The sequence below is a fragment of the Alteromonas lipotrueae genome, from assembly GCF_019249215.1.
GTDB lineage: Bacteria > Pseudomonadota > Gammaproteobacteria > Enterobacterales > Alteromonadaceae > Alteromonas > Alteromonas lipotrueae.
In genome coordinates this window covers 31,658-56,683 of the sequence record NZ_JAESDI010000012.1, presented here as the reverse complement: position 1 = coordinate 56,683, position 25,026 = coordinate 31,658, and the positions used below count along the sequence as shown (strand labels likewise).

Genomic DNA, 25,026 nt, shown 5'->3' with positions numbered 1-25,026 from the left:
GGAGATAAAGATGACTGAAGCAGTTAACACCCCTTATCCACGTACGTTTTCGCACATTGGTATTTCGGTTCCAGACCTTGATGCCGCCGTTAAATTTTACACTGAAGTACTAGGCTGGTACTTAATTATGAAGCCCACTGAGATTGTTGAAGATGATTCAGCAATTGGCGAGATGTGTACCGACGTATTTGGTGCAGGTTGGGATAAGTTCCGTATTGCTCACCTTTCAACGGGCGACCGTGTGGGTGTAGAAATTTTCGAGTTTAAAAATCAGGAAAACCCTGAAAATAACTTCGAATACTGGAAGACTGGCGTGTTCCATTTCTGTGTTCAAGACCCAGATGTTGAAGGCTTGGCAGAGAAGATTGTAGAAGCGGGTGGAAAGAAACGCATGAAGGCACCGCGTTACTACTACCCAGGCGAGAAGCCTTACCGCATGATTTACATGGAAGACCCGTTTGGCAACATTCTAGAAATTTATAGCCACAGCTATGAACTTCATTACGCCAGCGGTGCCTACCAATAGGTAAAGGCAATAGGAAAGGAAGCAGGCATCAATGGCTATAACGTTAGACATTGATAATAGTAAGAGGCGAGTGGATCACTCGCCTTTTTTAATGGGCAGGAAAGCTACCGTATTGGCACTTCTATTAGCACTTAACCCCATTGCCCCGCAACATAAGGGTTGCTGGCTTTTTCTTTTGCTACCGTGGTAGTAGGGCCATGACCAGGATAAATCACCATATCGTCAGGCAGCGTTAAAATATTCGCGTTTATTGAATCGAGTAGCTGCTGATGATTTCCCTGAGGGAAATCAGTGCGCCCAATCGAGCCTGCAAAAATCACATCACCCACAATAACCTTGTTACTCGTTCGCTCCACCAGAACCACATGGCCAGGGGTATGCCCAGGACAGTGCAACACCTCAAGCGTTAGCTCGCCAACTGAAATGGTATCTTTATCATTTAACCATTGGTTAGGCACAAAGGGCGTGGCAGGTGGAAAGCCAAACATTTGGCTTTGCTGCATAAGGGCATCTAGCCAAAACTTGTCCCCCAGATGTGGCCCTATTATCGGCACATCGTAATGTTTAGCCAGTTCGACGGTGCCACCTACATGGTCTAAATGACCGTGGGTAAGAATGATTTTTTCAATAGTGACCTGATTATCCGACGCCGCGCCGATAAGTTTCTGTATATCTCCGCCAGGGTCAACAAATGCCCCCTGTTTACTACCTGCGTCCCAAATAAGCGAACAGTTTTGAGCAAATGGCGTAACCGGTATAATAACAATTTCCAATGTGCTGCCTCCCAACAACGGCTATTTCGAAAACACTTGTTTGCCTGCTATGTAGGTAGCATGCACTTGGGTTTTCCAAATATCTTTTTTATCAATGGTGAAGATATCTTGATCAACCAGTATAAAATCAGCCCATTTGCCCGGTGTAAGGGTGCCAAGTGTATCTTCCATATGTCCCGCGTAAGCAGCATCCAACGTAAAGCCTTTAAAGGCTTGCTCAATAGTAAGCGCTTCGTGTGCATACCAGCCTTTCACAGGTTGATTGTCTCTGTCTTGACGGGTTACCGCAGCGTGCAAACCATAAAATGGGTTTGCCAGTTCGACAGGAAAATCTGAGCCTAATGGCAAAGGAATGCCTGATTCAAGTAAAGTTTGCCACGCATAAGCACCTTTCATTCTGTCTTTTCCAATGCGATCTTCAGCCATATTTTTATCGCTGGTGGCATGTGTTGGTTGCATGGATGGCAATACATCTAATTCGGCAAAACGAGCGAGATCTTCAGGCGCGATAACTTGCGCATGTTCTATTCGGTTACGTAATTCACTACCGCCAATAGCAGCAAATGTTTTTTCAAATTCATTAAGCGCAACATGATTCGCTTTGTCGCCAATAGCGTGGTAATTCAATTGAAACCCAGCACCGATGACCGACGTAAATAACGGCGTCATTTCCTCAGGCTGAGTGAGTAATAAACCATGCTGGTGGGGGGCGTCAGAGTAGGGGGCTAATAAGGCTGCGCCTCTACTGCCAAGGGCTCCGTCACCGTAGGCTTTGACTGAACGAATGTACAAATAATCATTAGCGTCTCGTATTGGCCCTTTTCCAAGTAGTTTACTTAAGTCAGGGTCAGTGGCGCTTATCATGGCGTATATTCGAATGGGTAATTCAGCTTGAACTGCTTGTTTAATATAGAAGTCGTACACACCACGGCCGACACCCGCATCATGCATTGACGTAATACCATTTGATAGTAAGTGCTTACCTGCGGCATCAAGTTGGCGTTTATAAACCGCATTGCTCTGTGTTGGTAAATAGGGTTCGACTAATGCCATGGCATTGTCAATTAATACTCCAGTCGGCTCGCCGTTAGCATCTTTAACTATCTCACCGCCAACGGGCGTGGGGGTGTCTTTGGTAATACCGGCCAAGGTAAGGGTTTTGGTATTAGCCCAACCCGCATGGCCATCTACACGCGTTAGCCATACCGGCCGGTCGGACACTTTTTTATCCAAATCACCACTGGTTGGAAAGGCTCTATCAGACCATAACTCTTGGTTCCACCCTCGGCCAGTAATCCATGGTTGCGTGCTATTCGCCAGTGCATATTCTGCTACGCTATCAGCGGCATCGGCAGCACTGGTACTTTCACGTAAATCAACTTCCAGTAGGTTGGCACCTAAGCCCAATAAATGCCCGTGCGCATCAATAAGCCCCGGCAACATTACGCGGCCTTTACCATCAATGGTGTTGGAAATATTTAACGTTTGAGCAGTGGTCTCATCTACTTTTATATCGAGAGAAAGCACTTTGCCTTCGTCGATAAGAATCGATGTGAACGATATTAAATCAGCATCATCATTCAGCGTGTAACCTTTTACGTTGGTAAAAAGTGTTGCTGCACACGCAACACCCGATAGTGTGGCTATAGCAAGGGCGCCACCGAATTTAAGAAAGGAGCGCTTAATGCCGTATCTGTTACTTTGATTAGGGGGAATTCCACTTACTATTTCTGTCGTATTAACGTGCATTTTTAGCATGCTTATTCTTCTGTGTTAATAATAGGGGGTTGTAGTAAAAAGTCGCGCTGCCAAATTTCGGTCATAGAGGCTTGGCTTATATTGCCGCCTGACAGCATCACCAATGCCGTTTGCCCAGGTGGCGTGTTAGCAGCCCAAGCAGCAACCGCTGCCATACTCATGGCACAAGTGGGCTCTATATGAAGTTTTAATAGGTGCTGTAGCCACTGCGTCCAGTAGACTATTTGCAATTCGTCCACTTCGTAAAAATCATCAAGCTCTTGTAATAGAGGAAAGGTCACATTGCCAACCGAGGGCGTTGCTGCGCCGTCGGCAAGGGTTACCGGTGGGGCATCAAGGGCAATAATCTCGCCTTGCTGCAATGACTGAGATGCATCGTTGGCAGCCAGTGGTTCAGCCCCAATCACTAGCGCATCGGGTTGTAGCGCACGAGCCGCAAGCAAAGTACCCGATAACAGTCCACCACCGCCACAAGGGGCAAAGATAGCATCTACCTTTCCTGTATCTTCGAGGGCTTCCATTGCGGCGGTGCCTTGACCGGCCACAATGTCTGGATGGTTAAATGGTGGGATCCACACAGTATTTTCTTCTTCGGCTGCATTAGCCACGGCGATATCTGCTTCTTGGCGGGTGGGGAACAACTTAAGTGTTGCCCCATAACTTTCAGTGGCCGCTGCTTTAATAGGAGAAATTGTTTTGCTAGCGAAAATAGTCGCGGGAATGCCATACTTTGCCGCCGCGTATGCCACGGCTTGTGCGTGATTACCCGAGCTATTCGCTACGACTTGTTTTGGTAACTTACCTTGTTCGTGAAGGTGACCTAAAAAGTTCAGTGCGCCGCGAAGCTTAAACGCGCCTATGGTTTGAAGGCATTCAGCTTTGAATAAAATACGGTGCCCCATCCACCTATTTAACAAACTCGACTCCATAATAGGTGTGCGCGTTACGTGGTCTTTTATTCTGTCATACGCTTGAGTTATAGACGAATAGGAGAGTTCCGTTTCATTAGGGTGCATGAGTAACGCCTTGTATCTTCATTAGAAATACGTTTATTTAAACGCAGTGATCATTATGTAAAGGTATACCCTACCATTTAAATTCTAAAAGGATAATTCATAAAAATTTCATATTCGAGGTTTATAGTCCCAGCCTCTCGAATGAGAGGTCATTGTAATGCAATCAAGAGTTACCCACCGAATTTACGGACTCCCCTTAGTGCTGTTCGTGTTTCTTTCCATACTTTTTGTTTCAGCGGGTGTCTATCTCGACAAAGAAGACAAACGGGTGCGGATTTCAAAAGCCCAGTCAGTTGCTGAACAGGTAAAAATTAGCTTAGAAGTATTCTCTACCGAACGCATCCAAGCCGTCCACAATTTAATGCGTAACTGGCCAACCTTTGCGCCCAATCAGGTAGATTGGTTTAATGCGCAAGCAATGTCTTTGATGGGGATGCAGCGCGGCTATAGTTCACTAACGTTTGCTGATCAAAACGGCATTATTCAATGGGTTGCTACGCCCTCTCATGGAATGAAAACTCGCCTATCGAACCAACTTATCGGCCAGCCACTCGTATCGGTGGGGCTAACTATTCCCGCGCTTGCTGAATCGCTGGCGAGTACGTTGGTACATTCGTCAGTAACGGGTCATTACCATATTATTGTTGGCCGTTCTATTAGCCCTCAAGAACTCAATCACGGGTACTTATTGGCGGGCTTTGACGCACAAACGATTTTGGGCGTTATGCTAGGTGAACTAGAAGGTCCTCAGTTTAATTTTGTGCTTCGAGACTCGGGGCACACCCTATTTAGCAATGGTGAGTTGGTCAATGATGGAACCGTTATTACTACTGAGCCATTTTCATTTATTGGTCGGCAGTTTTCGCTTTCCATGCAAACTCAAGTGGGGCGTTATAGCGTTGGCCTATTAGTCGCGGTAATCGGGCTTTTAATGTCGGCGTTGGCCAGCTGGATTTTTCATAAGCAAATGAAAGGTGCGGTGAATCTATCGGTCAGTCAAAAGCGCTACCTTACGGCAAGCGAGGCCTCGTTAGATGCGTTAGTCATTTATCGGCCCAAGGGCAGTGATTACGAGCTAGTTGAAGCGAACCGCTACAGCCGTTTTCTATTTCGTGGAGCATGCTCAGAGTTAAGCACTAAAACACTGAAAGACCAGTTAGCGTTTCTAGGTAAAGCCGAACTGTTCGACTGTATCAAGGAGGTGGCAACAAACAACATGCCCTTTGAAGAGTACGTCGCTATTAAGGAAAGTAAAATTGCGCCTGAATGGTTGAAGGTACAAGTGGTTAAAGCGGGAGACAATATTGCCTTAACCGCTAGGGATGTCACAGAAAGATTCAAAGCTCAGCAAGCACTTAAACATAGCGAAGAGCGCTATCGGAGGCTTGTCGATGGCATGCATAGACACTTCGTTTATACCAAAACCGCTGAACATAAGTTTATTTATGTCAGTGCTGGAATTAATACTATTTTGGGGTTTACGCCAGAGTATTTCATCGAGAAAGAATCGCGACTGTTAAGGAAAATACCAGACGAGACTTTCGATATACGAATGAAATCGGGGGAGGGGGTAAAACCCGACCCATATTTGGTTCACTACACCAGCTGTGAAGGAAAAGAATTGGTACTAGAGTTTTCAGATACGCCGATCTTGAACGAGTCTGGTGCCCTAATCGCAGTTGAAGGTATTGCAAAAGATGTAACCAAAGAGCAGGCGTTGCAAGAAGAAGTCGCCTATCAGGCCAATCATGACCAACTTACAGGTCTACTCAATCGGTATGCTTTTGATAAACAACTCCGTGACATTTTAGAGGCGAATGCAGCCGATACGCCTGATAAAAATACAGACGTGGAAAGAGACAACGTCACTACCATATACCCTTCACGAAACTCGGATGATAGCACTAACCCTGGCGTAATGTGCTTTATCGACATGGACAGGTTTAAGTTAGTAAACGACAGTTGCGGGCACCCCGCTGGCGATAAGTTACTTCAAGAAGTGTCTACCATATTTAGGCAGCACATTAGTGAGAAAGACTTGCTTGCCCGAATAGGCGGAGATGAATTTTGTATTATTTATCATGAACAGCCCCTTGATAAGGTAAAAATTAAGCTCGATAAGCTGTTAAAGGCTATCTCTACTTACCGGTTTATGTATGGAGATAAGCTATTTTTCGTTGGGGCGAGCATTGGTGTAATTGAAATGAATCCGCAAGAGCATAACGCCGCAGAACTCATCAAGGCCGCTGATAATGCCTGCTATAAGGCCAAGCATTTAGGAAGAAATAGGTACTTTGTTTACCATGCTCACGATGCACAACTGAACATGGATAACAGCGAAAATGATGTGTTACACACGCTGCACAAAGCGCTACAGTTCGATGGTTTTGAATTATATAGCCAAGCCATTATGCCCCTTAATGGCATAACTGAAGACGATACCAACGGCCTTGAACACTATGAAATTCTACTACGCTTAACCGGAAGTGATGGCACTCTTATTAGTCCAGGTTTGTTTATACCCCTTGCCGAACGTCACGGCTTGATGAACAAAGTGGACTACTGGGTGGTAGACAATACACTAAAGACATTAGAGGCCAATCCACTGCATGTAGACAATGTGGCTAAAGTAGCGATTAACTTGTCGGGAATTACCCTCGGCGATGAAATCACCTTGTTAAAAATTACCCAGCGGCTTCAAGGTACGACAGTACCACTAGAAAAAATTTGCTTTGAAATCACAGAAACCACAGCAGTCACTAACTTAAGTGCGGCTAAACATTTTATTTCCACCCTTCGGGAAATAGGGTGCAGCTTTGCCCTCGACGACTTTGGTGCAGGAATGTCGTCGTTCACTTACCTTAAAAACTTGGATGTTGATTACGTCAAAATTGACGGCTCCTTCGTTCGAAATATTGTTCACGATCCGATTGATCATGCTACAGTTACTGCGATAAATAATATTGCTCACAGTATGGGTAAGCAAACGGTGGCGGAGTTTGTGGTAGATACCGCAACGGCAAATGTACTAAAGGCACTACAGGTAGACTATGGTCAAGGTTTTGCCTTAGACAAGCCCAAGCCCCTTGCTCATCGCGTACAGTGGCTGACAAAACTCGTGTCTGTTTAGGAGAATAAAATGGGCTTATTTGACACCTTGCTAGGTAACGCTAGTGAAACCAGTGCTGAAGCGGTAAATGAAGAACTCTCACCCATATTGGCTGAAAATGAAACCGTCACCGCAGCATTTAAACTAGTAAGAGATTTAAGCGTATTTACCAATAAGCGTTTAATTCTTATTGATAAGCAAGGGCTAACGGGCAGAAAGGTTAATTACCATTCCATTCCTTATAAGTCGATCACGCAGTTTGTGGTAGAAACGGCAGGACACTTCGATACCGATGCAGAACTAAAAATATGGTTATCAGGTAAAGGTGACGCTATCGAAATTGAGTTAAGTAAAGCATCTGCGCAAGATGTACAGAAGAACTTAGCCAATCAGGTGTTTGCATAATTCTATACTTATTGCCGGCTTAGATTTCACGGCGGTTTGACATAAAGAATGGGAAGTATAAATAAAAACGGCGGTGCTTTAAAAGCATCGCCGTTTTTCGTTCTCAGCTTTTTTCAAAGCCTAAAATTTAAAACCTTATTGCTCAGGCGTTAAATTTCTGTCGAAAAAGTTAGTAATGGTTTTGTACAAGTGGATACCCGTTTGCTTACCACGAATACTGTGCTTCTTACCTGGGTAATCCATGGTTTCAAATGGAATTGCCAAATCTTGAAGGTGCTTGTATAGCATCGTAGAGTGGGTGAACAATACGTTATCGTCAGCCATTCCGTGATAAATAAGCAAGTCACCTTTTAAGTCTTTCGCGTAAGGGAATACGGAAGAGGCTGTGTATGCATCGTCATCAGTTTTAGGGTTGCCCATATAGCGTTCAGTGTAATGCGTATCGTACAGGCGCCAGTCGGTAACTGGAGCACCAGACACACCTGCTTGGAAGTAGTCGCCCGCTTTAAACATGGTCATTAGCGTCATGTAACCGCCATAACTGTGGCCATGAACACCAATACGTTTAGCATCTACATAAGGTAGGGTTCGTAAGAACTCAACACCCGCTACTTGGTCGTCAACTTCTATAAAGCCCATCTTCTTGTAAATAGGATCTTCAAATGCTTTGCCACGGTAATTGGAGCCTCTGTTATCAAGGGTAAACACCACATAGCCTTTATCTACCCAATGTTGCATCAGTAACCCGCGATTACCTGCCCAGCTATTCGTCACAACTTGCGCATGTGGACCACCGTAAAGGTACACAATAACAGGGTGTTTCTTTTCAAGGTTTTCAGGTTTGTAAATACGGTACTTTAAGGTGGCGCCGTCTTTGGTAGTAATGTCGCCAAACTCAGGCTTCGTCCAGCTATCCATATAGGCATGTAACGGGTGGCCTTCTTCAACTTTGTTTTCTTCAAGCCATGTAATACGCTTGCCAGAAGCATCATTTAAACTTACTTGGGCAGGTGAGTTAATGGTAGAGAAACGGTCGATAAAGATGGAGGCATCTTTACTGAACGACACACTGTGATAAGCGCCTTCGTTGGTAATACGTGAAATATCGCCACCGTTTAACGATACCGAATAGGCGTGGCTTTCAAGCGGTGTATCTTTACGACCCGCGAAATAAATTCGGTTGTTCTTGGCATCAACCGCTTCGATGTTATCAACCACCCAATCGCCTTGAGTTAATTGACGCACTAACTTACCGCTATTCTCGTAAAGGTAAAGGTGCTTAAAGCCATCTCGTTCAGAGGCCCAGATAAACTGGTCTGAGTCAGACAAAAAGTATAAATCGTTATGCAAGTTAACCCACGTACTACTGGTTTCGCTTAACAATACTTCCTGTTTTTCTGTTGGAACGTTATACGCTCGCAGCTCAAGAGTCTGTTGGTCGCGAGTTTGCCACTGATACGTGAAGGTTTCACTGTTAGGCATCCATTTACCGCGGGCAAGGTATATGTCTTTGTCTTCGCCTAAGTCTACCCATCTGCGTGCACCGTTATTGATGTTTTGAATAGCAAGTTCAACAAGTACATTGTTGGTGCCTGCTTTAGGGTATTTCTGTTCAATGGTTTTAATGTCATCTGCGTAGATTTCAGAACGCGAAATGACGTCTACAGGGCTTTCATCTACTTTGGTAAATGCAATGAAGCTTTCATCTGGTGACCACCAGTAACCGGTCATTCTGCCCATTTCTTCTTGAGCAACGAATTCGGCCATACCAAATTTAATGTTGTCGCCACCTTCCTTTGTAATGGCCGTTTCTTTTCCCGACTCAATATGTTTTACATACAAGTTTTGGTCGCGAATGAAAGAAATGTAATTTCCTTTCGGAGATAGCTTAATATCAGTTTCAAATACGTCGGTATCAAGAAGTTGCTTTGCACCTTTCTCGCCAAGCTTGTGGTAATACACATCGCCACCTAGTGGGAATAGAAGGGCTTTTCCGTCGGCAGACCATTGATAGCTGACAATACCGCTACCCGATAAACGCATGCGTTCGCGACGGGCTTTTTCTTCGTCGCTCAATACTTCTTCGCCACTTTGAAGGTCATTTGAGTCGAATAGAAGGCGAGTTTCGCCACTGTCTATATGGTATTCCCATAAATCGAGACGTTCATAATCGGTCTGTTTTCCTTTTAGAAACGTAACTCTTTCTCCATCAGGAGAAACTTTAAGTGCACGAGGCGCATTGCCATCAAGGGAAGGAGAAGCGAAAATACGCTCAATATCGAGCGGTTCGGCCTGTAAAGCGGTAGAGAGCATAGCGGCTCCTATTAAAAGGGCTTTTTTCATTTTTATCTGCATATTTTTAACTGTCGAATAGTTGATTGTAGAGAAACTGTCTTAGGATACAAGGTACTAAGTATGAAAACCGCAATGGTGCTAGGAGCGACCGGATTAGTGGGACGAACGTTGGTAAACATACTTTTACAGGACCGCCGCTATAGCGAAGTGACCTGTTTGGTAAGAAAGCCGCTACAGTCTAATCAATTCGCCGATCCACACAATAGGCTTAAACCCGTGGTTATTGATTTTGATAACCTGCAAGACTACCAAGGGTACTTCGGTGTCGATCACGTATATTGCTGTTTAGGGACCACACTTAAACAAGCGGGCTCTAAGTCGGCGTTTAGACGGGTGGATTTTGAATACGTACATGTTGCTGCTCAACTTACTCGTGCACAGCGCACCGGCAGTTTTGTATGGATCTCGTCGGTTGGAGCAGATGCAAAAAGCAGTAACTTTTATTTACGGGTGAAAGGCGAGTTAGAAAACGCGATAATGCGCATGCCACAGCTTCCTCATGCGGCAGCAGTACGTCCTTCACTTCTGTTGGGAACGCGAAGCGAATTTCGCACCCTTGAAGATGTGGCACAGAAAACCGCACCAGTTTGGAAAATATTGATGCAAGGGCCGTTAAAAAAATACCGCCCAGTGCATGCTGTCGATGTAGCAAGAAACATGATGACAAGGCAGAAGTGGTAGTGCCAGAGCACAACGCCCTAGAAAACAAAAATATAAAGAGAGCTACCATGTTTCGCTGTAAGCAGTTTGTGGTTAATCAAACCAATTGTGCTATGAAAGTAAATACCGACAGTATGATATTAGGCAGTTGGGCCAAGCCCAATCAAAGTAGCCATATTCTTGATATAGGCACGGGCACCGGTATTCTCGCGCTAATGATGGCGCAAACGTCTGCGCCATCAGCCAAAATCACCGCTATCGATATTGATGAAAAGGCTGCATCACAAGCGAGGTTAAACGTAGCTGCCTCACCTTGGCCAACAAAAATAACAGTGCAGCATAATAAGTTGTCGGACTTAGCTGCGGATAACGCGTTCGACTTTATCGTGTCTAATCCGCCCTATTTCGAGCATGTAAAAGGCCATAGTCATGCCTACAAGTCGCAAAGTGACACTAGAGAACAGGCTCGGCAAACTGTTTCACTTACCCCAGCGCATCTATTTTCATTTGTTACTGAGCAACTTACCAGTACTGGTGAGTTCTATTGCCTTTATCCTTTTGCTCGGGAGAGTGAAATTATAGGCATAGCTGCTGAAATAGGCTTAGTCACAAATCGTATTCTAAGAGTGCAGCACAATGACCAACGCCCCCCTTATGTGACGGTATTTTGTATGAGTAAACAACACAAAAAGAGCGACATTGACAATCTGGTGATTAGAGATGAAAGCGGAGATTACTCAAGTCGTTTTAAAGCGCTTTGCCGCGATTTCTATTTACGCTTTTAACAAAGGTAGTTTGGCATGTTGATTGTAGCTGAAGCGTTCGGTGCTATTGCCGTCGTACTTAATTTTATTGGTTATAGGCAAAATAGTGTAGAGCGCTATTTATTTATCTCTGCCTTTGCTTTACTGAGCTTAAGTGTGCATTTTTTTATGCTTGATGCCATGGCAGCTGGCGTGGGTACATGTTTAGCGGGGTTGCGTAATTTTATCGCTATAAAGCATCGTAGCCGATGGGTACTGTTTATTTTCGTGGCCGCCAATATCCTATTCATGCTGTATGAGTGGTTTATTCTGCACCATGACTGGAACATTTTTATCGCCTATGCGTCATCCCTCATTTTTACTATAGGCTCAATTGTCTTAAGAGAAACAGACAAAATCAGGCGATATTTCTTGCTCGCCGAAACACTTGGGCTAATGTACGCCCTCTCAGTAGGCAGTATTTTTGGTACCGTTTTTAATATCAGTAACTTATTTAGTATTGTGACAAAGATGATAAGTGATGGAAAAAAGAGCAATCATAAATGTTGGAGGTCGAAGTGAAGTTTTTCAAATACATTGATGGGGAGTCTATAAATCGGTGGACGAGTAAAAACGAAAAAGCCGCCCTAGAGGCGGCTTTTTAAAACTTTCGAAAGAACTAGCCTTTCTTGACCAGTACCGACACTTTAGCGATACCAGCTACTTTAACCTGGTTCATTACTTCTACCACTGTACCGTGTTCAGTATCTTCATCAGCTTGTATAGCTGCTGAATCAGTGTTGTTTTCCGCTAAAAAAGTTTGTGTGTTTGCAACAACACGGCGGATATCAACTTCACGGCCACCCATCATGATAGTGCCATCGGCATCTATACGAATAGAAAGCGCTTTAGAAGGCTGATCATTCTTAGCCTCATTGTCTTCTGGGCGGTTTGTATCTAACCCTTTTTCTTTCACGAACGAGGTCGTTACGATGAAGAAAATCAACATGATGAACACGATGTCCAACATGGGGGTCATATCAATCTGAGCCTCGTCTTCGGCCGAGGTATGCTTTTTTCTTTTCATCTCGTCTTCTTTTTTCTGTTACGTTCGAGCGCTTTAGTATACTGCCTGTAACAAAAATAAACAGGGTTTTGTACAAAACAGCGTGCTCGTTAACACTTGTTGCTGAAAAATTGCTCAGTTTCCATCGTAAAACAACAAACTTAAGATTGTTTGTGGGAAATGGCGACGCCTAATTGGTAAAAATACAACATCAACGACTCATTGAGCGCTATACGCAAATTACCATGAGGATAAATGCCAAGTCTAGCCTCAGTTGATCTTTTTGTGCCTTGAACCAAGAATGCATTTTTGATCAAATGGTCTTGAACACAGGCTTCAAAGGCTCTGGCGGCCATTTCTTGTGGCATTGCGTAATAATAGATTTTTAATGCGCGATCCGCCTCTACAGATCGTACAAAATAATCGTTAGGTCGATTATTGTTGTCTAAAAACAACGAAGAGAAGCATTTACTCAGTTTTTCATTGAGTGGATGGGGGTTGAGTTGGGCATTATCTAACCACGCTTGCGAGGCAAAGCTACCCACACCTACATCGGCAAACATTTTGGGTGCAATATAATGATCAAACGCATGAAACCACTCATGAGCTAATGCGCCTGCGCCGGCATTCTTAGCCAATGCGAGCTGTCTTCGAGCGCTGTTATAATGTGCGCTGGCGCCTTTTTGACCACCACTGCCAAAGGCTAGCGATAATGTGCCGTTTAAAGACAGCACTTGTTCGTTCACGTTTAAAATGGTGGCCAGATCATACAAGGCGTCGAAGAATAAGTTGGCCGCTATTTGCTGTTCATCAGCGGTTACCCATTTTCCAATGGTGATACTCGAAAAATTAAACAGCTTGCGAATATCTTGAAAAGTGACATCGGCACCATCTCTATGGCTTGGGCCATTACGATAGAAGTCTTGATGTATGCGCCCTTGGGTCACAGCTAACCCGCTAACGATATAAGCAGTTGTTCACACCATGCAGCAATACGTTCATCTGATTTGTCGTACTGGTTCTCGTCGTCTAACGAGAGGCCTAAAAAGTGTGACTTGTCTTCAGTTAATGCTTTAGACGCTGTGAACTCATAACCCTCATTGGGCCAATAACCAATAATAGTGCAGTTGGAAGGGGCGATAGCATCGTGCAGCATACCCAAGGCATCTTGAAACCAATCAGCGTAACCAAGTTGGTCGCCCATGCCGTATAAGGCTACGATTTTACCTTCCAAATTAAGCTGGTGGGCTTCTTCCCAGTGAGACTCCCAATCTTCTTGCAGCTCACCGAAGTCCCAAGTAGAAATACCAAAGATAATAACGTCATAGTCGGCAGTTTTGTTCAAACTTACATCTTTAATATTGTGAACATCTACAATGTTATCGTCGAAAAAGCTATTCAATTGTGCCTGAATTTTTTCCGCTGCCATTTCCGTATAACAGGTTGTTGAACCGTAGAATAAGCCAATCGACAGCGCATTATCACTCATGAAAACCTCTTTCCGTACACACTAATTATCTTTTATGGGCGGGAATTCTACCTCTTTACCATTGCTCAACAAAGCTTTGCAGCCAACAACTGTACTATTTTGTGAAATTTGTAATATACCAATGGCGCAGCCGTTATATAGCTCACCGTATCCTGATGATGGCTCTCTGGCGGTGACTGACATATTTCTGCGCCGCGTGAACACGTTCAGCACAGATTTTGGCCCGTAGAAAACACGGTTAAGCCTATCTAACCAGCGAATTAAGCCTTCTGGAAAGGCGTTCTTTAATCCGCTACAGGTAAATTGGGTAATGTGAGGGCTGTTGCGACGAAAGCGTAGTCGTACATCGTATACAAACGAGTAGTGAACATCACCAGATAAGATAATAAATTCAGGTGGCGTTTTGTAATGTCGAAAAATGTTCAGCATGACATTCGCCGTGCCTTTGTGCGCCATCCAGTTTTCGGCGTCCACAGTCAGTGCTTTGCCAAAGAAGGTAAAAGTCTTTTGAATGGCTTCTATAAACTTCACCCCATAGATAGGGGCGGCCGACACCACTATCACGGCATCCTTTCCAATAATATTATGCTGAAAGTCGCACAAGGCTTCCCAATCCATCAAGCCAGACGGCTTTTTCATACTTGATTCTGAGCGCCAACGACGGGTTCGGGTATCCAATACCTCAATAGGGGGCGTGGTGTCTAAGCGATAATTCCAATGTTCAAAGTCTAACAATTGATCGATGAGTTCATCTTGTTTCACCATGCCACTTTCGGTAAAGGTTTCACTGGCTTTAGCAATCAACGGCGCGCATTTTTGTGGCGCATTGCCCCAGCCTTGGCAAAGTAGGTAACCGGTAAGGGCATTACCAATCATACGTTTAGAAAAAGGGTTTCCATAAACTTCTTGCTCCCAACCCCGGGTTAAATTCCAGTCGTCGGTGACATCGTGGTCGTCAAAAATCATATAAACGGGGATATGCGCCAGTGCACGACGGACTTTTGGCAACTTGCTCACAAAACCTTCAATGGCGCGTTGTTCTTTTTCAAAGGTCTGTTTGTGTTGCGCGGCTATATCATTCACTTGAAAAGTCACGTTTCGCCACAGGGCAGGTGACCACACCAAGAAATACATGGCCACCACTTCGGCGCAGCTTATTAAGTGATTTTGCGCATTCACCGAGGTGAAAATGGGTTTTCTTTTGGCGCCAAAGAAGAGTGATGAAAGTGCGGTATTCGTCTCCGTTTGAGGCAGTAACTGCTCACGTTCATAAAAACCATGCAGGTGAGTAGGGAGTTCTGCGGAATTTTCTAAAACCGCGCCCTCAAGGGGCTCTTCAAAAAGCCCGAGTAATGCAATGACGTGGTGAATGGCTTGCAAAGTAGGGCCGGCTACATCATCGGTGTATACCTGATCGCCTGTCATCATAAGCACATCAGGGCGAGGGCTATTTGATGCAATGGCATTATCGAGTAAATTATCAACTTGGGCTAGAGCGTCATCTCCATCAAAATGAGGCTTTCGACATGAGCCATGCAATAGGGTTTCAGGCTTGTTTGTCCAGCAAAAGCTCAATGCAGTTTGATTAGCATAAAGTAAGTCTGCTTGCTCTTTTTGCCACTTTTCTTGGCATTCAGTCGCTGTAAAGGTGAGTTGGTAGTAAATGGGTATATTAGCGGTAAAGCTTTCATCTACAGTGGCAGATAATAAATGAATGAAGGCGTGCTTACCTACTTGCACGCAGGTGCTTGTCACCTCTGCGTCAAGCTTCGCATCATTTTGTGAAAGCGTAAATGTTGGGGCCTTAGCCTCTGACGTGACTAACCAAATATGACACGCACTTTGTGTGACTCGCCTAACGATTGGGCCCGCAACCACCGCAGGAATACACTGCTTAGAAATAATATGCTCCTACCAAAAGCAACAAGAAGAAAAATGTACCTTACTCTTTTTTGGCTTTAAACGGTATGGTAGATATACTCGCTTACATTTTTTACCCTAATGGGCTTTACTCGTGACGGTTTTCGCCCATAAATTTGCTTCTGCCTAACTGCTCAAAATGCAGGTCAAAATGCAGCCGGTATCGTGGATTTGGTGAGCAGTAGAATTATAAGCTAGTGCTTGCAGCTTTTGCTAGGCGTGAGTTATAGGGGCATCTTAACGTTGAAGGAAATGAAAGATATGTTGAATAATTGGCCGGTTGCCGCGTGTATTGTTGTCGCGTTAAGTAGTGTTATGGCAGGCTGTAGCGAGAGCAAAGATGCCGCATTTAACGAAGAAGTACCTAGTGCCACAACAAGTTCGGTTTTAACCTCTGTTGGGCGCTGGATATCCACCGACACCAGCGAGGTAATGCAAGACCCTCAAACCTCGGGGCTAATTGAAATTAATGGTCAATTAGTCACCATAGCAGATGGTAGTGCCGCCTTTGAGCAGCAAAGAAAACTGCACTTTCTTGATAAAGAAACGGCAACACTGACCACATCAAGTAATGCATTTAAACTAGCCACACGCGTGCGCAGAAGTTGTTTTAGTGACTATTTAACCAATGCACCAGATTTAGAAGCGCTTGCTAGCGATCCTCATAACCCGAATGTGATTTATACCGTAACCGAAGATGCTACCCGCACAGGAGCGCTTTCTACCCGTTGCGAAAAGAAATATCAAGATACGGGCTCGACCGATTATCCCACCTTATTGGTTCGATTAGCGCGAGATGAAGACAATACTGTGACAATGACCCATGTTCGCCCTTTGCAGTTTCCTACCAAATTTGAAGTGGGTAACTTTCCTAACGACGGTATTGAGGGCATGGCCATGGCAAAAGATGGCACCTTGTACTTAGGTCTTGAGAAAGACAAAGCGGGGCAGCCGCGTATTTTCTCGTTAAACATGACAGATGACTTTTGGAAAAGTGCTGATTTCGCTGTGGTAGATGAACCTGATTTGTCGGTGCCTACGTTTGATGCGGGTAGTCACCCTATCAATGGTTTAGCACTTTATAATGCCGCTGATAGCGGTAATAGTTACTTATTAGCCGCTGCCCGAAATGACAACGAGGTATGGGTAATTGATGTTGCTGGTAAGGCTGAAACTAAACGTATCTCCATGCAGTTTAACGTGAATGCAGATAACGACTGTGGCGAATATGTAATGGATAACGCCTCAATTGAAGGACTCGTTGTGGTAGAAGATACCTTGTGGCTAATTAACGACCCGTGGAAAGTGAACTACTTGAAGAACATCAAATGTGAGGCAGAAACTGCGCGTTATGAGGCTATGGCACCCTTGTTGTTCTCAGTGCCTCTAGATAGAGCTTGGTTTCAGTAGCACTAACCTGCAATCGCGCTAAGTTTAATTAGCTTTGTTTTTAGAAAGCATTGAGTTTCAAAAGTACTGATCTTCAAACTTATTGGCTATCGATAGAAATAAAAAATGCGGTTGCAGATTTTACGCTGCAACCGCACTTTTTGTCAGGCTGTTCAAACCAAGCGATACTTAATAAGGCTACTTATGCTTCTGGGCGTATACGGGATGCAAATGTCTTTTTAAACTTTGCTAGTTTAGGTGCTACTACCATTGAACAGTATTGGTTCTGCGGATTATTTTTAAAGTAATCTTGATGGTAGCCTTCAGCCTGATGGTAGTTATTAATCGGCACTACTTCGGTGACAACCGGATCAGGCCAAATCTCTTCCGTGGTGATTTCTTCTATAATGGCCTTGGCTGCGTCTTTTTGCGCGTCGTCATGATAGAAAACCGCACTACGGTATTGCGTGCCCACATCGTTACCTTGACGGTTCAATTGCGTAGGATCGTGCAGTGCAAAGAAAATTTCTAATATCTCTCGATAACTGATGTTATCTGCATCATAGGTAACTTGAACCACTTCAGCGTGACCAGTACCGCCACCACAAACCGATTCATAAGTTGGTAAGGGATCTTCGCCACCTGCATACCCAGATACCGCTTTTTCAACACCTTCAACAGTATTAAATGCTGATTCAATACACCAAAAACACCCGCCTGCTAGGGTGGTTACTTGTAAATTTGCCATTGCGTTACCTCAGAAAAAACGTATGACATCAGTGTGGGTGTGAGCGCGGTTAAACTCAAGTCATCCAAGTGCATTTTTTTAGCGTATAAAAGCATAATAAATAAAAAGCCCAGAACATAGAAAGCTACCGCCAAGTCAGAGGTGACTACATTGATAATTTTTTACGATGGCTACTGCCCGTTGTGCAAAACAGAAATGCGCCATTTACAAAAACGGGATAAGCAAGGTGCATTAACCCTTGTTGATATTCAAACTCCAGAGTTTGCTGCTAAATACCCTGAATTAGATTGGCATGCACTCAACGCCAGAATTCACGGGGTATTACCCGATGGTACACTGATTACGGGGCTAGATGTAACCCACCAGGCGTGGAAAGCTGTGGGTGTAGGTTGGCTATACGCCCCCCTGCGCTGGCCAGGTATTCGTATTATTGCCGATTGGTGTTACCTTAAATTCGCTAAACACCGCTATACCATTTCGTATTTATTGACCGGTAAAAAGCGTACTTGTGACCGATGTGTACCAGCTGATATGCAACAAAAATTACCCAGCACGGCGAATACTAGAAGCTCCGCTGGGGCGGAACATATTACGAATACCGAAAGCACAAAAGGCAAAGGTGGCGACAGTGGCAGATAACCCCAAAACTGAGCAAAATACTGCTGAGCAGAGCGCTAATACGGTCACTCTTGTGATAGGGGCGTCAGGAGGGATCGGTAAGGCACTGGTTCATCTATTGGCAAGCGCTGAGGCCCATGAAGGTGATAATCCCAATAAGGTAATCGCGCTTAGCCGCACTGGTTATAGAGACGCCACTTGGCCTGATAATGTAACGGCATTTAGCTTGCCGGAACACAATGAACGCAATATAGAGGCGTTTGTTAAAGACTTAAAAACCAAAGGTCTGCGCGTGAAGTTAGCGATTGTCGCCACAGGTGTGCTCAATAACGAAACGTTGGGGCTCCGCCCGGAAAAGCGGCTGGAAGATATCAGTGAAGAAGCGCTAGCAACCTACTTTGCAATCAATAGTACGATGCCCGCTTTATGGATGAAGTACTTGGTGACTGTGATGGTGAAAGAGAGCCCGTCTATTGTATGCATAAGCGCGCGGGTGGGCAGTATTTCAGATAATAAACTGGGGGGCTGGTATGGATATCGAGCTTCAAAAGCCGCGCTTAATATGTTGGTAAAATCAGCCTCGGTAGAGTATACACGGCGACTAAAAGATCCACTTTTAATCTGTTACCACCCAGGCACTGTCGATACTGGTTTATCAGCGCCATTTCAGAAAAACGTAAAAGCAAATAAGCTATTCACACCGGAATTTACCGCTAAACAACTGCTTACCCATTTGTCGACACTGAGCGCTTCTCGGCATTCAAATCGCGACGAAAGCTGCCACTTCATTGACTGGGACGGTAAGGTGGTAACTTGGTGATACGCCAATTGCCGCTTTCTGTAAGCCCAATATCAAGACTTTTTATTACACTGCTGTTACCATGCATTTTAGGGAATGGTGCAGTGTTTTGACTCGCTTAAAAAAGGCGAGCAATACGACGTAGTCGACGCCATTAGCACGATGAAATAATCATAAGTTATCGCCATCCCAGAAAACATAAAAATAAACTCAACAAGAGGAAGGGATATGAGCGGGGCCAGAGAACAGTTCGGATCGCGCATAGGTTTTATTCTAGCAGCGGCAGGATCGGCAGTAGGTATTGGTAACCTAGTGGGTTTTCCTGTTGGCGCAGCAAAAAATGGAGGTGGTGCATTTTTATTGATGTATGCCATTTTTGTATTCGCTATTTGCTTACCTGTGATGTTAGCGGAAATGTCAGTGGGGCGTCATGCCAAAAAGGATCCATTAGGCGCATACAGCGCAATCAGTGGCAATTCAGCAAAGTGGAAAATCGCCGGTTGGTTAGCCATTGCTACGCCATTTATGATTGCCGTGTTCTACATGGTGATAACGGTGTGGATTTTCGGTTATCTTTTTGAAACCGTCAGCGGTAATTTAGACACCTTAGCTAACCCAGATACCTTTGGGTTATTTATTAATTCATCGTCTATTTTCGCTTATATGGCCGTGGTTGTTGGTGTGGTCTATCTCATTCTGCAAGGCGGTGTTAAAGAGGGGATTGAAAAAGCAGCTAAGCTGCTGATGCCAGCCCTTTTTGTTATGTTAATTGGCTTAGTGTTGTTCGTACTCACCCGCGAGAATGCTATGGCAGGGGTGAAGTTTTATATCATTCCTGACTTCTCAAAGCTGACAGCAAGTGTGGTGAATGGTGCGCTCGCACAAGCGTTTTTCTCCCTCTCGTTAGGTATGGGGATTTTGATTACCTACGGCAGTTATATCGACAAGAGAGCGGATGTGCCTACGTCGGCAAAGTTAGTGGCAATAACAGATACCGCAGTGGCCTTCACTGCAGGCTTAATGATTCTACCTGCGATATTCTCTTTCAACCCTGATATTAATCCTGATGAACTTAGTGAGTCATCGGTGAGTATGATTTTCACCTATTTACCTAATATATTTTTAGCGCTGCAAAGCTCTATTGGGTATGTGGGGGCGTCTATCGTGGCAAGCCTGTTCTTCTTATTAGTGTTCTTTGCTGCCATCACGTCTTTAGTGTCTATTTTTGAAGTGCCAGTAGCGGCGCTAATGGACGAGAAAGGGGTAAGCAGGAAGTGGGCGTTAGCGTCACTTGGTAGCGTGATGCTTGTACTAGCGGTACTGTGTACTTTGTCATTTGGTAAAGTTGATGCACTTACGCAGTTCGCCAGCTACGCGGGTGTAGATAAGTCGCTGTTCGACGTTATTATTGACGTATTTTACGAGACTATTTTGCCATTAAACGGCTTCTTGATTTGTATCTTTGTTATTTATCGTTGGAAAAGTGCAAACTTCAACGCATCCCTTGAAGAGGGGAGTTCAGGCTATCGCGGTGGATGGTTTGAAAAGTATGTCGATGTATCGCTTAAAACGTTTATCCCTGCCATCTTGTTAGTTATTTTCATCAATACCGTGGCGGTTAAATACTTCGGCGTTAGCCTGTTTGGCTAGTCGCTTACTAAACTTGTTGTAATAGAGATACCAACGATAAGGCGCTCAAATGTGAGCGCCTTATCTATTTGTAATTCTGTACTTTATTTATAAGCCTGCTCTTTTTATAAAACTGCACTTTTTATAAATGAATGTCCTTCACAACATCCTATTTAACTAAATCATGTCATCAGGGTTGGCATAGTCAGGAAGTATTCCCAGTAAATTCCAACTCGCTTTTGCATCAATCGCCTTACCCGTAGGGGCCAACTCTGACTCACTAAAGGTGGGAGCCGGTATGCCTTTTTTCAGTGCCGCTTGGGTATAGTAATCGCCTCTTTTCGGGTGTTGTAAACTACATAAATGATATAAATCGGTGCTGTCACCCTTGCTAGTTTCGGCCAAAATCAGTGCCTTTAACGCGGCAATAACATCATGAACATGTACTAAGTTAATTCGTTTATTGCCCGCATTCAGGCTTCTTCCGCTTAAGGAATTTACAGGGTGGCGATCTGGGCCTGTTAACCCAGCAAGGCGTACTATTTTAGCGTCTACCTTGGCATTCGTTTTTAATTTTAACACGTGCTGCTCTATGGCAACATGCGCTTTTGCCGATGCGGTTTCAGGCTGGGTGCTGGCGTGTTCATTCAACACATCACTTCTATTATCGCCGTATACCGAGGTGGTACTCATGAAAATAATACGAGCTACTCTGGCCGCCATTGCATTATCAATAAGAGCAAGCATGTTATTGGTGAAGTCATCTAACTGGGTATTACGACGGCCAGGTGGAATGTTTAGCACAAGTGTTGCATCGTTAAGTTCTTTACATAGTGCGGTGGTGTCGTCACCCAAACTAAAAACCAAGCCTTTAATGTGCTTATCGCTTATTTTCAACGCTTTTTCTTTGCTTCGCGTGGTAGCAATAATTGCATGGGTAGCTGACATGGCTTCGCCTAGGTAGCCACCAAGCCAACCGTAACCGCAGATAACTAGCTTATTATTCATAACGTCTTCTAGATGAGAAAAAGAGGGTGAAAGTAAAAGTATCAAAAATACGCGGTAAGGCGCAAAACGGATTGGTTCTGTGTGGTAAATACCAGGTACACAAATGCTGGGTGTTAGGTGCATAGTTCTGAGGATAAGGTGCAAAGCGCTAACCGATGAGGGAGAAAAGCTATTAAAATCAATTTGGTTATAAAAAAACGCTAGCGGGAAAGCTAGCGTTGTAAGGTTATTAAATGTAAATTGAACGTGGTTTGAATGTAGTGGGGGCAGTCACTGCACGAATAAAAACACAATTACATTTTCATTTCGCCACTGCGCATATCAATTAAGTCTAAGCCACCTAACCCAGGAATGCTGGCTTGCATTTTGTTTTCGGCATAATTAGCTTCTTGCAACACTTCACATAGGGCATCGCCTTTTTCTTCAAGTGCTGCGGCCTGTGATTCAACACGGTGTTCAATAGTCTCACCAAAGCGTTCCATTTTTTCCTCGAAGGCTTCCATATCGCCGCCGTTCCATAGCATTTGGGTGCCCACAGCAATCAAAATACGGCCCATTGATTCAGTTATGAGCGACTCGAATTGCGCTTCAAATTCGTCTTCCCAGCTTTCGTCGAAAAAGCCTGGCTCGTCAAACTTAGCTGTATCCACTTTGATATTGCCGTTGTCGTCGTAAAAAGACGTTGCTAACTTTTCGTTAAGCGAAGTGAACATGGTGTCGAAATCTTCAGTAAGCTCATTATCGCCGCCAAGCAGTTCACCGAATACTTCAGAAACGGCAACACTGGCAATCTCTAACCCTTCACTTGCGATGTTAAGAGTCATGGGAATAGCAGTATCGATACGGTCGTAATAGGTATTGACCCATTGTTGTTGTTCGTTGTTCAACGTCACACTCTCACCGTTAATCACCAAATGGTAAGTGTCATCAATCGACATGGTAGAACCGTTTTGCATGTCGACAGTAATTAGGCCCTGGTGGTATTGAAGATGGCCATCTAATTCGATGTCGCAGCTAGTCTCAAAAGCAAACGCTGGCACGCTAAGTAAAGATGAAGATACTAAGGCGAGTGGAAGTAATTGTTTAATTTTCATTTTCTGAAATCCTATTAACCATGATGCTGTCGCGAAGACCGTCTAGTGTTATGAACTCTGTGTTGTGGTCACGCTGTTTTATAGCCTAGTGATTGCACTAGTTGTTACACTAGTTATTGTTATTGCAACCTCAGTGCCATTTTAATAAATACATTTATTTCAATGTCTTAAGGTTTTATAGAAAGGATGTGACATTGACTATTTACGAAAAGTTAGCAATTAGCTTAACTATTTAGCATTTTTGACTAAGATCAAAGGGGTGAGGAAAAGAGCACATTACTTGCATTTAATGTTTTTTGAGGCATGTTCATCCAGATTGATTTCGTGCATAATAATGCCAGAAAAATTAAAGGGTTTAGAGAATGACTGATTGGATTAACGCAATTGTATTTGGTGTTGCGCTAATTGCCTTCACTCTGGGGCTTAGCAGCATCGTAATGGGTTTCATGACAGCTGAAACTGGCGCAAAAGGCATGCAAGAAAAAATCGAGTATGGTTTCTTTGGCGTGTCTGGGCTAGTGGTTTGCTTGCTAATGGGTTATGCGTTGGCTTAAGTAATGATAGACATAAAAAAACCGGCTTAAGCCGGTTTTTTTATGTCTATCGTTTACATTTTTTGGTCACTGCAAGAACTAGTCTTGTTCGCTCTGGCTTATTTCCATTGCACTGGATAAGTAACCTAAGTGGCCGTCACGCTGGTAAGCAACGAGGTCAAACAAAGATAACATGGCCATCACATGGTCAAATATATCCGCTTGAACCTTTTCGTATTTCACCCAGTCTTTCTCAATACTAAAACAATATAGCTCCAGTGGCAGGCCAATTTCGTTAGGTGGCAGTTGGCGCACCATCAAGGTCATTTCCTGGTTCACACTAGGGTGTTTACGCAAATAAGACTCAAGATAAGCTCTGAAGGTACCAATGTTGGTTAATTTGCGGCTATTTAATAAGTCAGATTCATCAATAGAATAGTCTCTGTGGTAAGCACGCAGTTCATTTGTTTTCTTCTCTATATACTCACTGATATAGCGAATTTTTGAGAAGCGTTCTAACATTTCGTTGTCACACAATTTAATAGAATGAACATCGATATACACCGAGCGCTTTATTCTTCGGCCACCAGATTCTTGCATGCCTCGCCAGTTCTTAACTGCCTCGGTAGTCAAATTATAGGTAGGCAGAGTTGAAATGGTTTTATCCCAGTTCTGCACTTTTACGTTGGTTAAACCTATTTCTTTAATTTCACCATCTACTTCGTATTTTTGCATGGTGATCCAATCACCGGTGTTAAACATGCGGTTAGCCGCAATTTGAATACCTGCCACAAAGCCCAATATGGTATCGCGGAAAATTAATAGCAGTACGGCGGCAATAGCCGTTAAGCCAGACACTAAGAGTAAGGGGCTTTTATCTACAATTAACGAGATGCTGAACAAAATGGTAAGAATGGCAAAGCCAAGCTTGGTGACTTGAATAAAGCCAGTAATAGGTGCACGTTTAGATAATGCAGAGGCGTTGTATACATCTTCCACCGTACTCAAAATGGCGTAAATACCCAACAGTCCACTGTAAAGCATATACAACAACGCGCTTTTTATTAATAAGCCGTACAGCACAGAGGCTTCTTCAATAAGTACTGGAGTGGCAAGAAATATAAAAAGAGCAGGGAATAAATGCATAAGACGGCGGAAGAAGCCATGTTCTTGTAATGCGTTATCCCAAATGTTGGTGGTCTTCGATACCCATCTCGCTATTTCAGGGCGAACAATCAACCTTGCAAATATATAAATGACAATCGCTATCGTCAATATGGTGCCCAATGCTAGCGCATTATATAGCGGGTCGTGCATAGTCAGTGATGGAAAGAAATCCTTCACTAAATGCATGAAGCTATCACGTACAGTCGAACTTACTTCCACAA

Annotated in this window: 22 protein-coding genes and 1 pseudogene; 11 read left to right on the top strand and 12 right to left on the bottom strand. The window is 44.1% G+C overall.

Going from position 1 to position 25,026, the window contains the following annotated elements; translation table 11 throughout:
* Positions 1–10: 10 nt before the first annotated feature.
* Positions 11–526 (top strand): lactoylglutathione lyase family protein, encoded by a 516-nt coding sequence (locus tag JKP82_RS15145; RefSeq protein ID WP_013782605.1) that lies wholly within the window; start codon positions 11–13, stop codon positions 524–526.
* Between the two features lie 131 nt (positions 527–657).
* Here JKP82_RS15145 and JKP82_RS15140 read toward each other — a convergent pair whose 3' ends face one another.
* The 3 genes from JKP82_RS15140 to JKP82_RS15130 are packed head-to-tail and all read right to left on the bottom strand — an operon-like array spanning position 658 to position 4,073.
* Positions 658–1,299, bottom strand: coding sequence for an MBL fold metallo-hydrolase (locus JKP82_RS15140; RefSeq protein ID WP_126872841.1), 642 nt, complete (start codon positions 1,297–1,299; stop codon positions 658–660).
* Between the two features lie 21 nt (positions 1,300–1,320).
* Positions 1,321–3,057, bottom strand: coding sequence for an amidohydrolase (locus JKP82_RS15135; RefSeq protein WP_218397674.1), 1,737 nt, complete (start codon positions 3,055–3,057; stop codon positions 1,321–1,323).
* A gap of 2 nt (positions 3,058–3,059) precedes the next feature.
* Positions 3,060–4,073 carry a serine/threonine dehydratase gene (locus tag JKP82_RS15130; RefSeq protein ID WP_218397673.1) on the bottom strand — a complete coding sequence of 338 codons (1,014 nt, stop codon included), beginning with the start codon at positions 4,071–4,073 and terminating at the stop codon, positions 3,060–3,062.
* Positions 4,074–4,230: 157 nt separating this feature from the next.
* Between JKP82_RS15130 and JKP82_RS15125 the strand changes: the two genes are divergently transcribed.
* Together JKP82_RS15125 and JKP82_RS15120 are read left to right on the top strand one after the other, a co-directional pair.
* Positions 4,231–7,203, top strand: a complete 2,973-nt coding sequence (locus JKP82_RS15125) for a sensor domain-containing protein (protein ID WP_159533304.1) — start codon at positions 4,231–4,233, stop codon at positions 7,201–7,203.
* Positions 7,204–7,212: 9 nt separating this feature from the next.
* Positions 7,213–7,587: a PH domain-containing protein gene (locus JKP82_RS15120; protein WP_218397671.1), complete on the top strand. Its 375-nt coding sequence runs from the start codon at positions 7,213–7,215 to the stop codon at positions 7,585–7,587.
* A gap of 135 nt (positions 7,588–7,722) precedes the next feature.
* Here JKP82_RS15120 and JKP82_RS15115 read toward each other — a convergent pair whose 3' ends face one another.
* Complete coding sequence (locus tag JKP82_RS15115; RefSeq protein ID WP_159533300.1) at positions 7,723–9,930, bottom strand: S9 family peptidase; 2,208 nt, start codon at positions 9,928–9,930, stop codon at positions 7,723–7,725.
* 72 nt (positions 9,931–10,002) lie between these two features.
* Between JKP82_RS15115 and JKP82_RS15110 the strand changes: the two genes are divergently transcribed.
* From JKP82_RS15110 to JKP82_RS15100, 3 genes are read left to right on the top strand one after another with little or no spacing between them, the layout of a single operon-like run.
* Positions 10,003–10,623 (top strand): NAD(P)H-binding protein, encoded by a 621-nt coding sequence (locus JKP82_RS15110; protein ID WP_159533298.1) that lies wholly within the window; start codon positions 10,003–10,005, stop codon positions 10,621–10,623.
* A 47-nt stretch (positions 10,624–10,670) separates the two neighbouring features.
* On the top strand, positions 10,671–11,387 hold the full coding sequence (locus JKP82_RS15105) for a tRNA1(Val) (adenine(37)-N6)-methyltransferase (protein WP_159533296.1): 717 nt from the start codon (positions 10,671–10,673) through the stop codon (positions 11,385–11,387).
* A gap of 15 nt (positions 11,388–11,402) precedes the next feature.
* Positions 11,403–11,927 (top strand): YgjV family protein, encoded by a 525-nt coding sequence (locus JKP82_RS15100; RefSeq protein ID WP_159533294.1) that lies wholly within the window; start codon positions 11,403–11,405, stop codon positions 11,925–11,927.
* 97 nt (positions 11,928–12,024) lie between these two features.
* On the opposite strand, the gene JKP82_RS15095 is transcribed toward JKP82_RS15100, so the two are convergent.
* From JKP82_RS15095 to JKP82_RS15080, 4 genes are all read right to left on the bottom strand, one after another.
* Positions 12,025–12,432 carry an ExbD/TolR family protein gene (locus tag JKP82_RS15095; protein ID WP_159533292.1) on the bottom strand — a complete coding sequence of 136 codons (408 nt, stop codon included), beginning with the start codon at positions 12,430–12,432 and terminating at the stop codon, positions 12,025–12,027.
* 140 nt (positions 12,433–12,572) lie between these two features.
* Entirely contained in the window at positions 12,573–13,358 is a 786-nt protein-coding gene (locus JKP82_RS15090) for a CLCA_X family protein (protein WP_159533290.1), read from the bottom strand.
* A 2-nt stretch (positions 13,359–13,360) separates the two neighbouring features.
* Positions 13,361–13,900, bottom strand: a complete 540-nt coding sequence (gene fldB / locus JKP82_RS15085; protein WP_218397669.1) for a flavodoxin FldB — start codon at positions 13,898–13,900, stop codon at positions 13,361–13,363.
* A gap of 21 nt (positions 13,901–13,921) precedes the next feature.
* The gene (locus tag JKP82_RS15080) at positions 13,922–15,787 is read right to left on the bottom strand and encodes a metallophosphoesterase family protein (RefSeq protein WP_159534701.1); all 1,866 of its coding nucleotides are present in this window, start codon (positions 15,785–15,787) and stop codon (positions 13,922–13,924) included.
* 294 nt (positions 15,788–16,081) lie between these two features.
* Between JKP82_RS15080 and JKP82_RS15075 the strand changes: the two genes are divergently transcribed.
* The gene (locus JKP82_RS15075) at positions 16,082–17,230 is read left to right on the top strand and encodes a hypothetical protein (protein WP_218397667.1); all 1,149 of its coding nucleotides are present in this window, start codon (positions 16,082–16,084) and stop codon (positions 17,228–17,230) included.
* Positions 17,231–17,411: 181 nt separating this feature from the next.
* Here the strand turns inward: JKP82_RS15075 and msrA are convergent, their stop codons facing one another.
* The gene (gene msrA / locus JKP82_RS15070; RefSeq protein WP_218397665.1) at positions 17,412–17,957 is read right to left on the bottom strand and encodes a peptide-methionine (S)-S-oxide reductase MsrA; all 546 of its coding nucleotides are present in this window, start codon (positions 17,955–17,957) and stop codon (positions 17,412–17,414) included.
* 150 nt (positions 17,958–18,107) lie between these two features.
* Between msrA and JKP82_RS15065 the strand changes: the two are divergent.
* The 3 genes and pseudogenes from JKP82_RS15065 to JKP82_RS15055 form a co-directional block, all read left to right on the top strand.
* Positions 18,108–18,500 (top strand): annotated as a pseudogene (locus tag JKP82_RS15065) (thiol-disulfide oxidoreductase DCC family protein); the annotation flags it as partial.
* Positions 18,501–18,585: 85 nt separating this feature from the next.
* Positions 18,586–19,395: an SDR family NAD(P)-dependent oxidoreductase gene (locus tag JKP82_RS15060; RefSeq protein ID WP_218397662.1), complete on the top strand. Its 810-nt coding sequence runs from the start codon at positions 18,586–18,588 to the stop codon at positions 19,393–19,395.
* 207 nt (positions 19,396–19,602) lie between these two features.
* Positions 19,603–21,024, top strand: coding sequence for a sodium-dependent transporter (locus tag JKP82_RS15055; RefSeq protein ID WP_159533278.1), 1,422 nt, complete (start codon positions 19,603–19,605; stop codon positions 21,022–21,024).
* Between the two features lie 156 nt (positions 21,025–21,180).
* Here JKP82_RS15055 and JKP82_RS15050 read toward each other — a convergent pair whose 3' ends face one another.
* Together JKP82_RS15050 and JKP82_RS15045 are read right to left on the bottom strand one after the other, a co-directional pair.
* Entirely contained in the window at positions 21,181–22,011 is an 831-nt protein-coding gene (locus JKP82_RS15050) for an NAD-dependent epimerase/dehydratase family protein (protein WP_218397660.1), read from the bottom strand.
* 293 nt (positions 22,012–22,304) lie between these two features.
* On the bottom strand, positions 22,305–23,105 hold the full coding sequence (locus JKP82_RS15045) for a DUF2884 family protein (protein WP_159533274.1): 801 nt from the start codon (positions 23,103–23,105) through the stop codon (positions 22,305–22,307).
* A gap of 362 nt (positions 23,106–23,467) precedes the next feature.
* On the opposite strand from JKP82_RS15045, the gene JKP82_RS15040 reads away from it, so the two are divergent.
* A complete protein-coding gene (locus JKP82_RS15040) occupies positions 23,468–23,659 on the top strand; it encodes a hypothetical protein (protein ID WP_013782633.1) in 192 nt (63 codons plus the stop codon).
* A 78-nt stretch (positions 23,660–23,737) separates the two neighbouring features.
* Here the strand turns inward: JKP82_RS15040 and JKP82_RS15035 are convergent, their stop codons facing one another.
* Positions 23,738–25,024 (bottom strand): mechanosensitive ion channel family protein, encoded by a 1,287-nt coding sequence (locus JKP82_RS15035; RefSeq protein WP_159533272.1) that lies wholly within the window; start codon positions 25,022–25,024, stop codon positions 23,738–23,740.
* Positions 25,025–25,026: the final 2 nt, after the last annotated feature.

Bases quoted from the DNA above. Each gene is read 5' to 3' on its own strand.
- JKP82_RS15105 (WP_159533296.1), top strand. From the start codon at position 10,671: ATGTTTCGCTGTAAGCAGTTTGTGGTTAATCAAACCAATTGTGCTATG.
- JKP82_RS15115 (WP_159533300.1), bottom strand. From the start codon at position 9,930: ATGAAAAAAGCCCTTTTAATAGGAGCCGCTATGCTCTCTACCGCTTTA.
- JKP82_RS15045 (WP_159533274.1), bottom strand. From the start codon at position 23,105: ATGAAAATTAAACAATTACTTCCACTCGCCTTAGTATCTTCATCTTTA.
- JKP82_RS15100 (WP_159533294.1), top strand. From the start codon at position 11,403: ATGTTGATTGTAGCTGAAGCGTTCGGTGCTATTGCCGTCGTACTTAAT.
- JKP82_RS15055 (WP_159533278.1), top strand. From the start codon at position 19,603: ATGAGCGGGGCCAGAGAACAGTTCGGATCGCGCATAGGTTTTATTCTA.
- JKP82_RS15095 (WP_159533292.1), bottom strand. From the start codon at position 12,432: ATGAAAAGAAAAAAGCATACCTCGGCCGAAGACGAGGCTCAGATTGAT.
- JKP82_RS15110 (WP_159533298.1), top strand. From the start codon at position 10,003: ATGAAAACCGCAATGGTGCTAGGAGCGACCGGATTAGTGGGACGAACG.
- JKP82_RS15040 (WP_013782633.1), top strand. From the start codon at position 23,468: ATGACTGATTGGATTAACGCAATTGTATTTGGTGTTGCGCTAATTGCC.
- JKP82_RS15120 (WP_218397671.1), top strand. From the start codon at position 7,213: ATGGGCTTATTTGACACCTTGCTAGGTAACGCTAGTGAAACCAGTGCT.
- msrA (WP_218397665.1), bottom strand. From the start codon at position 17,957: ATGGCAAATTTACAAGTAACCACCCTAGCAGGCGGGTGTTTTTGGTGT.
- JKP82_RS15145 (WP_013782605.1), top strand. From the start codon at position 11: ATGACTGAAGCAGTTAACACCCCTTATCCACGTACGTTTTCGCACATT.
- JKP82_RS15125 (WP_159533304.1), top strand. From the start codon at position 4,231: ATGCAATCAAGAGTTACCCACCGAATTTACGGACTCCCCTTAGTGCTG.
- JKP82_RS15075 (WP_218397667.1), top strand. From the start codon at position 16,082: ATGTTGAATAATTGGCCGGTTGCCGCGTGTATTGTTGTCGCGTTAAGT.
- JKP82_RS15135 (WP_218397674.1), bottom strand. From the start codon at position 3,057: ATGCTAAAAATGCACGTTAATACGACAGAAATAGTAAGTGGAATTCCC.
- fldB (WP_218397669.1), bottom strand. From the start codon at position 13,900: ATGAGTGATAATGCGCTGTCGATTGGCTTATTCTACGGTTCAACAACC.
- JKP82_RS15050 (WP_218397660.1), bottom strand. From the start codon at position 22,011: ATGAATAATAAGCTAGTTATCTGCGGTTACGGTTGGCTTGGTGGCTAC.
- JKP82_RS15130 (WP_218397673.1), bottom strand. From the start codon at position 4,073: ATGCACCCTAATGAAACGGAACTCTCCTATTCGTCTATAACTCAAGCG.